The organism is Rhodococcus sp. NPDC003382, assembly GCF_053589135.1.
In genome coordinates this window covers 1-2,159 of the sequence record NZ_JBSFRH010000108.1, presented here as the reverse complement: position 1 = coordinate 2,159, position 2,159 = coordinate 1, and the positions used below count along the sequence as shown (strand labels likewise).

Here is a 2,159-nt window from a genome sequence, read left to right as displayed (position 1 = left end):
TCTCTACCAGGTAGGACCCCACGTCCTCATCTCACGCCACACCGCCCGAATGTCCCCGGCCGCCGTCAGCGAACTCCTGGTGAGAAAACCTCAGTGACTGGTAGCAGACGTGGGACGGGTTGAACGTGTACCACGGGTGGCCCGCGATCGCGCTGCCGAAGAACTCGTGCTTCTTGCCGCGGACGTCGGTGGCGGTGACGTGGTTGCTGAACGCGAGCATGTCGACGCGCTCGGCTCGAATTGTCCCGTCGACCAGGCCGTGGACTTCGCCGTGGTCGACGACGTAGCCGAAGCGGATCTTGTCGTAGAACACCTGTCCGCGTTCGATCCGCATCGGGACGGCCATGTGCATGGCGAATTCTTCACCGAAGTTGATCGAGACCCACGAAACCGAGCGGGTGCCGATTTCGGGGCGGGGTCCCCAGCTGTGGTCCATTCCCTCGTAGGATTCGACCTGGTAGGTCTTGCCTCGCAGTTCCAGCTCGCCGCGGATGCGGCCTTTGACTTCGAAGTGTCCGTTCTCCCATTCGTTGCCTTTGCGTGGATCGTTCGATGTGGCTCGATCGATGTCGAGCAGTGGGTTCTGGTTCGGGTCGTGTGGGTCGAACGGGTCGTGGAGTCCCTCGAAGGTGAGGTCGAAACTCGCTGCGCCGAGGGCATTCTTGTATTGCATCCGGTAGTTGCGCGGACCGTCCGAGGAGACGGTCAGGCCGTTCTCCAGGGAGTAATTGCTGAACGATTCTGGGCAGGGTAGGTGCATCTGAGGATCGGTGAAGTCGACCTCGTAGGGTTGGCGGCAGAAGCCCTGTCCCAGGATGACCGAGGAGAGGGTGACGCCGAGGTTGGGTCGGGCCAGCACGTAGGCGTTGCCCAGGATTCCTGCCTCGGGGACGGAGATGATCAGGACGGTGGTTTCGGTCCAGGTCCGGTCGGTGAGGTCGCGGGGATGGAATTCGGTATCGGTGTAGTGGATCACAGGTTTCCTCGTGTAGGGGAATTCGGGAGAACCGATCGGTCGGTTGGGTCAGTCATTCTGGAGTTGAGCAGTTTTCGTACTCTTCGGTGTGGTGGCCGGAAGATTCTTGGAGAGCGCGATCATGAGCACACCCCCGATCCCGAGGACGATCGCGCCGACGAGGAAGGAGACGCTGTTGCCGGTCTCGCCGGGGAACGCGTCGCGGATGACGCCGAACATGTACGGGGAGACGAATCCGCCGATGTTGCCGATGCTGCTGATCAACGCGATTCCGGACGCGGCGGCCGCACCGGCGACGACTTTCGGGGCGGTGGTCCAGAACGTCGGAATCGTGGCCATCGCACCGACTGTGCCGATGCAGATCGCGATGGCGGCGACGAGCGGACTCGACGATACGGTGGCCGCTGCGACCACCCATCCGCCCGCACCGATCAAAGTGGGAACAGCGAAGTGCCACATACGTTCCTGGGTTCGGTCCGAACTCCGGGAGATCACCACCATGGCAATTCCGGTGAAGATGTACGGTACTGCAGCGATGTAGCCGATGCCGGTCGTGCCGACGGTGCCGCCGGTCATCTCCTTGATGATCGAGGGGAGGAAGAAGCCCATGAGGTAGATGGGCACGACCATCGAGAAGTACACGGCCGAAAGCGCAAGCACCCGTATATTTTTCAGGCCGTCCGTCCACGACGAGTGGCCGTTTCCGTCCCCGGTGACGCCGGAATTCTCCCGGCGGATCGTGTCGGTGATCCATTGCGCTTCCGAAGCGTCGAGCCACCGGGCATCGCCCGGCTCGTTCGGGAGGAACTTGATGATCACCGCGGCGAGGAGCAGGCAGGGTAGTCCCTCGGCCAGGAACATGAATTGCCATCCGTGAAGACCCCACGGGTGGAACGACATGAGAGTGCTCGTCAGAGGGGAGCCGATGGCCGAGGCGACCGGGATGGCAAGGAAGAAGAGTCCGAGGATTCGCCCACGGTTCGCGGACGGTACCCAGCGGGTGAGGTAGTACACCACGCCGGGTAGCAGGCCCGCTTCCGCGGCACCAAGCAGGAACCGCATGCCGTAAAACATCCATACGTTGAGGCTTTCTCACCAGGCGGGGGCTTGTAGGTGAAGAAGCACGAGGGCGGCAGCGGTTATCGCGCCGATCCTCCACGGACACAGACTGATTCGTTGTAAA

General features: G+C 62.2%; 2 protein-coding genes and 1 pseudogene. All 3 read right to left on the bottom strand.

All coding sequences use genetic code 11. The features are described from left to right. Positions 1-31: 31 nt before the first annotated feature. The gene (locus ACWDUD_RS30590; RefSeq protein ID WP_450111772.1) at positions 32-976 is read right to left on the bottom strand and encodes a DUF7064 domain-containing protein; all 945 of its coding nucleotides are present in this window, start codon (positions 974-976) and stop codon (positions 32-34) included. A gap of 48 nt (positions 977-1,024) precedes the next feature. Beyond that, positions 1,025-2,050, bottom strand: a complete 1,026-nt coding sequence (locus ACWDUD_RS30585; RefSeq protein ID WP_450111771.1) for an MFS transporter — start codon at positions 2,048-2,050, stop codon at positions 1,025-1,027. Positions 2,051-2,068: 18 nt separating this feature from the next. Further along, positions 2,069-2,159 (bottom strand): annotated as a pseudogene (locus ACWDUD_RS30580) (IS5/IS1182 family transposase); the annotation flags it as partial.

What these genes read in the sequence shown, in the direction of transcription:
- ACWDUD_RS30585 (WP_450111771.1), bottom strand. Translation starts at nt 2,050, where the DNA reads ATGTTTTACGGCATGCGGTTCCTGCTTGGTGCCGCGGAAGCGGGCCTG.